General features: G+C 70.0%; 6 protein-coding genes and 1 pseudogene. 4 read left to right on the top strand and 3 right to left on the bottom strand.

Going from position 1 to position 6994, the window contains the following annotated elements; translation table 11 throughout:
• Nucleotides 1–91: 91 nt before the first annotated feature.
• Nucleotides 92–682 (bottom strand): TetR family transcriptional regulator, encoded by a 591-nt coding sequence (locus tag AC067A_RS37240; protein WP_479248102.1) that lies wholly within the window; start codon nucleotides 680–682, stop codon nucleotides 92–94.
• A gap of 99 nt (nucleotides 683–781) precedes the next feature.
• Between AC067A_RS37240 and AC067A_RS37245 the strand changes: the two genes are divergently transcribed.
• On the top strand, nucleotides 782–1765 hold the full coding sequence (locus AC067A_RS37245) for an aldo/keto reductase (RefSeq protein WP_479248106.1): 984 nt from the start codon (nucleotides 782–784) through the stop codon (nucleotides 1763–1765).
• Nucleotides 1766–2017: 252 nt separating this feature from the next.
• Here the strand turns inward: AC067A_RS37245 and AC067A_RS37250 are convergent, their stop codons facing one another.
• Nucleotides 2018–2902: an IS982 family transposase gene (locus tag AC067A_RS37250; RefSeq protein ID WP_479248109.1), complete on the bottom strand. Its 885-nt coding sequence runs from the start codon at nucleotides 2900–2902 to the stop codon at nucleotides 2018–2020.
• 761 nt (nucleotides 2903–3663) lie between these two features.
• Between AC067A_RS37250 and AC067A_RS37255 the strand changes: the two genes are divergently transcribed.
• Nucleotides 3664–4287, top strand: a complete 624-nt coding sequence (locus tag AC067A_RS37255) for a YoaK family protein (RefSeq protein WP_479248110.1) — start codon at nucleotides 3664–3666, stop codon at nucleotides 4285–4287.
• Nucleotides 4288–4334: 47 nt separating this feature from the next.
• A pseudogene (locus AC067A_RS37260) lies at nucleotides 4335–4889 on the top strand (helix-turn-helix domain-containing protein); the annotation flags it as partial.
• Between the two features lie 126 nt (nucleotides 4890–5015).
• Here the strand turns inward: AC067A_RS37260 and AC067A_RS37265 are convergent.
• A complete protein-coding gene (locus tag AC067A_RS37265) occupies nucleotides 5016–6458 on the bottom strand; it encodes a serine/threonine-protein kinase (RefSeq protein ID WP_479248113.1) in 1443 nt (480 codons plus the stop codon).
• A 199-nt stretch (nucleotides 6459–6657) separates the two neighbouring features.
• Here AC067A_RS37265 and AC067A_RS37270 point away from each other — a divergent pair, with 199 nt between their 5' ends.
• Nucleotides 6658–6918 carry a thiol-disulfide oxidoreductase DCC family protein gene (locus AC067A_RS37270; RefSeq protein ID WP_479248117.1) on the top strand — a complete coding sequence of 87 codons (261 nt, stop codon included), beginning with the start codon at nucleotides 6658–6660 and terminating at the stop codon, nucleotides 6916–6918.
• Nucleotides 6919–6994: the final 76 nt, after the last annotated feature.

Raw genomic sequence — 6994 nt, forward strand, 5'->3', positions numbered from 1 at the left:
AGCTACCTCGCCGGCCTCCACCTCCGAGCCTCCATGATCTGGATCGACGATCTGCTCAAGACCACCACGTGATCACGACATCACACAGGCCCTAGACGGCCTGGGGTCCCGGTGGTGCGGTGATCCGGCGTACCGCTTCCACTACTGCCGTCCGGTGGCGGGCAAGCTGCTCGGGTGTCCAGGCGGTGCCCGTCTCGTCCGCCGCCGGGCCGCCCACCGCGCCGAACCATGCCTGCGACAGGGCCATCACCAGCGTCAGTACATCGGTGGCGTCCATCCCGGCGTCAATCCGCCCCGCCTTCTGTGCCCGTCCCACCGCCGCGATCTTGTCCTGGTAGGACACGGCCGTGGCCTTCGTGCTCCCCGGGCGCTCCAGCTGCTTCCACAGCACCAGTCGCATCAGCGAAGGCCGCTGGAGGAGGTGGTCGAAGACGGTGCCCGCGTAGGCGGGCAGGTCGTCGGCGTCGAAGGGCACGGACTCCGAGCCCGTCTCCAGGGCCTGCTGGAGTACAGCGTCGAAGAGCTGCTCCTTGTTGCCGTAGTAGACGTAGATGAGCCGCTTGTTCGCCTGCGCCGCCTCGGCGATGCGGTCGATGCGTGCCCCTGCGATGCCATGCGTGGCGAACTCGGTGAAGGCCGCCTCGAGCAGTCGGGCCTTGGTCGCGCTGGAATCCCGTGCCATGCCCGGCAGCCTAGCAAGTAACTATCCGGTTATTGACATCAGGCCTGAGGCTGATGCAGGATCTATCTATCCAGTTAGTTACTTATGAGGGAGACACCGATGGAGATCCGCGCACTGGGCACCCAGGGACTGAAAGTCGGCGCCGAAGGACTCGGACTGATGGGCATGAGCGCCCACTACGGAGCCACCGACGAGACCGAGTCCCTGGCGACCATCGACCGCGCCCTGCAGCTCGGCGTCACCCTTCTCGACACCGCCGAGGGCTACGGCCCCTTCCGCAACGAGCAGCTCCTCGGCAAGGCGCTGGCCGGCCGCCGCGAGGCCGCCGTGATCGCCACGAAGACCGGCATCGAGTTCACCGACGACGGCGCCTTGCGCGGTCACAATGCAACCCCCCAGTACATCCGCCGCGCCGCCGACCGCTCCCTTCGTCACCTGGGCACCGACCACATCGACCTCTACTACCTGCACCGCATCGACCCGAACGTGCCCGTCGAGGAGAGCGTGGGCGCCCTGGCCGAGCTCGTCGCCGCCGGCAAGGTCCGCCACATTGGCCTGTGCGAGGCCGCGCCCTCCACCATCGCCCGCGCCCACGCCGTCCACCCCCTGACCGCCGTACAGACCGAGTACAGCCTCTTCGAACGCGGCATCGAACACAACGGCGTCCTGGACACCCTGCGCGAACTGGGCATCGGGCTCGTCGCCTACTCCCCGCTCGGCCGGGGATTCCTCTCCGGCGCCATCACCAGCCCGCACGACTTCGCCGCCGACGACTTCCGCCGTACCGACCCCCGCTTCCAGGGCGAAAACTTCCACCGCAACCTGGCCGTCGTCCACCAGGTACGCCGCCTCGCCACCGAGAAGGGCATCACCCCCTCGCAACTGGCCCTGGCCTGGACCCTGCACCAGGGCGCGGTACCCATCCCCGGCACCAAACGCCGCCGCTACCTGGAGGAGAACATCGCCGCCGCCACCGTCACCATCAGCGACGCGGACCTGGCGGCCATCGACACCGTCACCCCCCACGGCGTGGCCTCCGGCGACCGCTACGCCCCCGAACTGATGCAATCCCTCAACGGCTGACCCACCCCCAAGCCCAGCCCACCCGGCCGAACCGGATCCCTCACAGCCACAACGGCGCAGAAATCCAGCGGCCCTAGCGATCACACCATCCGAAACGAGAGGGAAGACTTCGGCCCGGTAGGCACCGTGCTCACCAAGACCGCGCCGGCGACCGCGTACCCACCGACACGGGCAACTTCACCTTCCAGCCGGAAAAAGCCCGTGGACACAGACCACCAGCCACACCCGCCTAGATGAATGAGTCCGATGTATTCAGTGGTCGTAGGCGATCAGTGAGCGTTTGACTGCGGCGTCGGTGGTCCAGTTGTGCCAGATGCCGGCGGCGAGGGCGAGGAGTCGTTGTCCGGTACGGGCGATGACGCCGGCCGGGGTCCTGCCGCCGTGGTGTTCGAGGCTGAGCTGGCCTTTGAGGGTGTCGATGACGGCCTCGATCCACTGCCGGACCCGGGCGATCTTCCCGTGTCGGGCCGGTTCGTCCTTGCGGTCCAGCCGCACGAGATGGGCGCCGAGGCGCTCGCTGACGAAGGTCTCGAACTCCTTCCCGGCGAAGCCCTTGTCGGCGAGGATCACCTGCCCGGCGCGGACGAGGTGGTGGTCGCGTTCGAGCAGGGCGGTCATCACCTCCCGCTCGCCGATCTTGGGGTTGGCCAGACACCAGGTGACGGGCATGCCCTCGGCGGTGGTGACCAGATAGAGCCGGAACCCCCAGAAGAAGCGGGAGTGGCTGCGGCAGTAGCCGTATCCGCAGTGTCCGGCCAGTTCGGAGCGTTTGACCGTCTCGCGGGACGCCGCGCAGGGCAGCGGGGTGGAGTCGATCAGCCGCAGGTCGTCGTTCCAGGTCGGCACCTGCCGGGCCAACGCCTCGATCACCTGGCTGATCAGCGGACCGGCGGCGTTGAGACGCTTGTTGTAGGCGGACTGCTGGGGCAGGTAGCGGAACAGGTGCCCCAGCCGGGCGTGCGCGAAGCGGATCCAGTGGCGGGCCGAGGGGAAGCCGAGCAGGACCTGGGCGACGGCCAGGCACAGCAGTTCGGCGTCCGTGAGTTTCGGGGGTCGCCCGATCCGGCGACAAGGCGCCACATGGTCGTCGATGAACACGTACAGTGCCGCCAGAAGGGCGTCCAGGTTTGTCTTCACACACTGACCAACGGGCGCCCTTCGCCATGGTCGCGACCAGCACGAACATCGGACTCATTCATCTAGGGGGAGCAGAGCTGTCGGCCGATGGGCTGCGTCAGTCGATCGGGACCCTCCCCCGGGTACGGGGAGCAGACTCTGTGACCTGCAGTTCTACCGTATGCGCAGACTCAGCTGAACCACTTTCACCGAGACCGGCAAAACACCCAAAGCTCTCGTTGCTCTCTACGCTCTCCGGCGTGGGTGCAAAGAGTCGCGGGCGCTGGGTGGAGAAGTGATCCTGTCGGGAGTCATGGGGCTCTTGCATCTGCTGGTTCGAGGGCGTACTCCGGCGGCTGCGGGTCACTGGCCGGTTGCTTTCTTCGCCCCTCCGTCGCACGGTTTCCGAGGTCGTTTTGATTCGCTTCCTGGCCTCCCCCCAGCCTTTCCGTGACCTCGCGGCTGAAAGGCCCGCGCTCCCAGCCGATCCCGAACTCTCCCCCGAAGGGGCGAGCGCTCCGGAGGGAGCTTCTTTGTGGCATGGCGGTCGAGCGGGCTTTCGCCCGGCGTGTGACACCGGGCTGCCTCGCCACCGTCTGCTCCAGTGAAGAGATGACAGGGACGCAAGTCATCAACGAAGCCGGCGGACCTCTGCGCGGGTCCGCCTGCGGGGGCCGGGGACGTGCCGGCGGGGAGAGCCGGCGGTGAGCGGTGGCGGGAGAGTCGCGCGGTGGCTGTTACCCGGTGGGCACCGCTACGCGCGGTTTGCTCCGCTGCTGCTGGTGCTGACGTTCGTCAGCGGGCTGGTGGACGCGGCGAGCTTCCTCGGGCTGGGACGGGTGTTCGTGGCCAACATGACCGGCAATGTGGTCTTCCTCGGGTTCGCCCTGTCGGGCGTGGCGCAGTTGTCGGCCTTGGCCTCGGCGGTGGCGCTGGCGGGGTTTTTGGCCGGGGCCCTCGCGGGCGGCGTGTGGCGCCGGGAGTCCGAGCCAGAGGGGCTGTTCGCCCCGCTGATCGCCTTCCAGGTCCTGCTGCTCGCCCTCGCGCTCACCGCCCAGGCGGCCGGCTGGGGCCGGTACGCGGTCCTGGTGCCGCTGGCCTGCGGGATGGGGCTGCAGAACGCCGTCGTGCACCGCCTGGGGGTGCCGGACCTGACCACCACCGTGATGACCCGGACACTGACCGGGCTCGCAGTGGACCGCCCGGGCCCCGCCAGCCTGCGCCGCGCAGTGTCCGTAGCCGTGCTGGCCGCAGGGGCACTCACAGGCGGTCTCCTGCACGCCCAGACCGGAGTAGAGGCCGTCCTCATCACAGCCCTCATCCTGCTACTCGGCCTCATCACGGCGACCCGTCCCAGGAGCGAAGGATCCACAGGCCGGCCTGCTTCACCGCCCCGGCACGAGTGACGAGTTGGTGCGTGATAGCAGGTGGGCCTGCTCTGCTGGTGAAAGGCATGGTGAACCGTTCGGTTCCGGCGCATCCATTGTTCACGGGCACCTCGGGTGCGCATCTGTCGTCGTGGATGGCAGAGTCGGCCAGGCCGTGGATGGCCGGGGCGAAGACCGCCGGCACCAGGCTCGAGCCGGTGGCAGAAAGCAGGCGCCGGGGGTTGGCGCCCGCCATCGGCCGGTATTCGTAGACCGGTTTGTCGCCACGCTCATTCCTTTGCGTCACGACCTGCCGCACGTGGTTCTGGCGGTGCTGTACAGGGTGGACCGTTCCACCGCGCCCGGGGGGTCGGTGAGATGCGCCGGCTGCTGGCGGGCGGGGTTCGCAGTCCCGGACCGGCCCAGCGTGCGGCTGCGAACGCTGGAGGACGTCTTCGCCTACGCCCAGGCCGAGGATGTCCGACTGCGGCTGGATGCCACCGAGGTCCAGGTCCGTCGGGCCGGGCGGCCGGCGGGCGTTCGTGTCGGGCAAGAAGAAGCAGAACACGGTGAAAACCACCGTCATCGCCGACGAACAGGGCCGAACCTTGTGGACCGACGCCCTGCGGCCAGGGCGCCTGTCTGGATCGTCGATCATGGCTGGGTGGTGGGGACGGGACGCGCACAGCGATCATCAGCGACCGGGAGATCACGGGCCTGTTCTGGTGTTCCGTCAGGCGGCGTAAACGCCGGGCGCCGCGGCGGTGTCACCGCGCGTGCCTGCCCTTGGCCGGCTTCGGCTCCCCCTGCCGCTCCTCGCCCTTCCGGGGGGCCGGCCCGGCTGCTCCCGGACCGGTGGCGCGGCCGCGCTGCCGCTCCGAGACGCCAGGAGCCGACGGCGTCCAGCTGTCGACCGCAGCGCCCTCGGAGCCGGCGGCCCGCCGGTCCCCGGTGTACGAGGGGGAGCGCGGCGCGGACGCGGAGACGGCGGCGGCTCCGGCCGGCGGAGCGGACGAGGCGGTCGGGGAGGCGGGCTCGGTCGTGGCGGGGCGCGACGGAACGGGCGCGGTGTTCTCCGCCTCGGCGGGTGGCCCGCCCACCGAACCGGCCAGTCCGACGCCGAAGACGGTCAGTGCCGCACTGGCGGTCACCAGGAGCCGACCGGCCCGGCGTGAGGCGGGCCGGTCGGAAGAGGATCGTGTGGGCACCGGCTCGCCCTGTGCGGGGACGGCGGCCTCGACGCCGACGGCCCTCACTGCCGCGCCCGCCCCGTTCGACCTCAGCGTGTCCGGATTTCGCTCGCCGGCGCCGTCCTCGCCCCTCATGGGCGGAGCCGCGGGCACGGAGGATCCCGCAGGCACGTCAGCCGCTCTCACGAGATCCTCCGAGGCCAAGGCGGCCAGGGCGCGCCCACAGGCCCGGGCGTCCGGTCGGCGGCTCTCGTCCGCGTCGGTCATGGCTTCCAGTAGTTCGACGACGGACGCCGGTATGTCCGGCGGAATGACCGGGGGACGGTTCAGGCGGGCGATCGCAGCCTCCAGCGGCGCCCCGTTGTACTCCAGTTCGCCCTTGATCGACTCGATGAGCACCAGTCCCAGGCTGTAGATGTCCGCTGCCGGTCCGGCACCCCGACCCAGCACCTGTTCCGGGGCCATGTACGCGGCGGTGCCCACCAGGGCGCCCGTCACGGTCTGGGCCGTGGTGCCGAGCATCCGGGAGATGCCGAAGTCCGTCAGGCGGGGGGCGCCCGCCTCGTCCAGCAGGATGTTGGCGGGCTTGACGTCGCGGTGGACGACTCCGGCCTCGTGCACATGGGCCAGCGCCGAGGCCAGCGCGGCTCCGATGCGGCACGCCTCGGCGGGCGCCAGCGCAGCCGCCGCGATCCGCCGGCGCAGCGTCGTGCCCCTGACCAGTTCCATCACCAGGTAGGGCGTCGTGTCGTCCCGGCCGCAGTCGTACACGGTGATCAGGCCGGGGTGCTGCAGCTGGGCCAACAGCCGGCCCTCGCCGTCGAACCGCTCCTCCGTGTCGGCGGCACCGTCCGGGCGGAAGACCTTCACGGCAACCGGTCGCCGCAGGCGCAGGTCCATGCCCTCGTACACGTCGGCGGCGCCGCCGCGCCCCAGCAGGTCGTCGAGCCGGTAGCGTCCGGCCACCACGTGGGCGGTGAGCCGGAGGTCCGGTCGGATCGGCCACGAGCGGACTTTCATCACTGCGCTCCCTGCGTCCTGTTGTTACCTGCTGTCGTCCGCCCGCCCACGTGTGCGCTGCCGATGGCATGCCCAGCCGCGTGGTTGCGAGCACCGTGTGCACGTGTGCACGTGTGCCCCCTCAGCCGCCGGACATCCCCCGGTCCCGCACACGGCCTCGTGGAAGGAGGGCTGGGCGCCGTTTCGGCATGAGGGAGTCGTGCGCACTCGATCGGTGCTCGTCTTCGACGGTGACTGCGGCTTCTGTAGGGCATCCGTCTCGTTCGTCGAACGCCGCCTGCGCCCCGACTGCGAGATCGTTCCCCGGCAGTGCACGGCTCTGGCCGCGCTGGGCGTGACCCCGGAGCGCGCCGCACGCGAGGCGCTCTGGGTGACCCCGTCCGGTCGGGTGTACGGGGGCGCCCTGGCGGTGGCGAAGATCCTGCTGCGCACGGGCCGGGGATGGTCAGACAGGCCCTAGGTGTATTGACCCGCAGCGTTGTTGACGCGGGTGATGGGCGGGTGTCCGTCGAGGGCGGTGTGGCAGCGGTGGTGGT

This window comes from Streptomyces sp. NPDC043176 (assembly GCF_056436715.1).

Coding starts and splice junctions, on each gene's coding strand:
- AC067A_RS37240 (WP_479248102.1), bottom strand. CDS start 682: ATGGCACGGGATTCCAGCGCGACCAAGGCCCGACTGCTCGAGGCGGCC.
- AC067A_RS37245 (WP_479248106.1), top strand. CDS start 782: ATGGAGATCCGCGCACTGGGCACCCAGGGACTGAAAGTCGGCGCCGAA.
- AC067A_RS37265 (WP_479248113.1), bottom strand. CDS start 6,458: ATGAAAGTCCGCTCGTGGCCGATCCGACCGGACCTCCGGCTCACCGCC.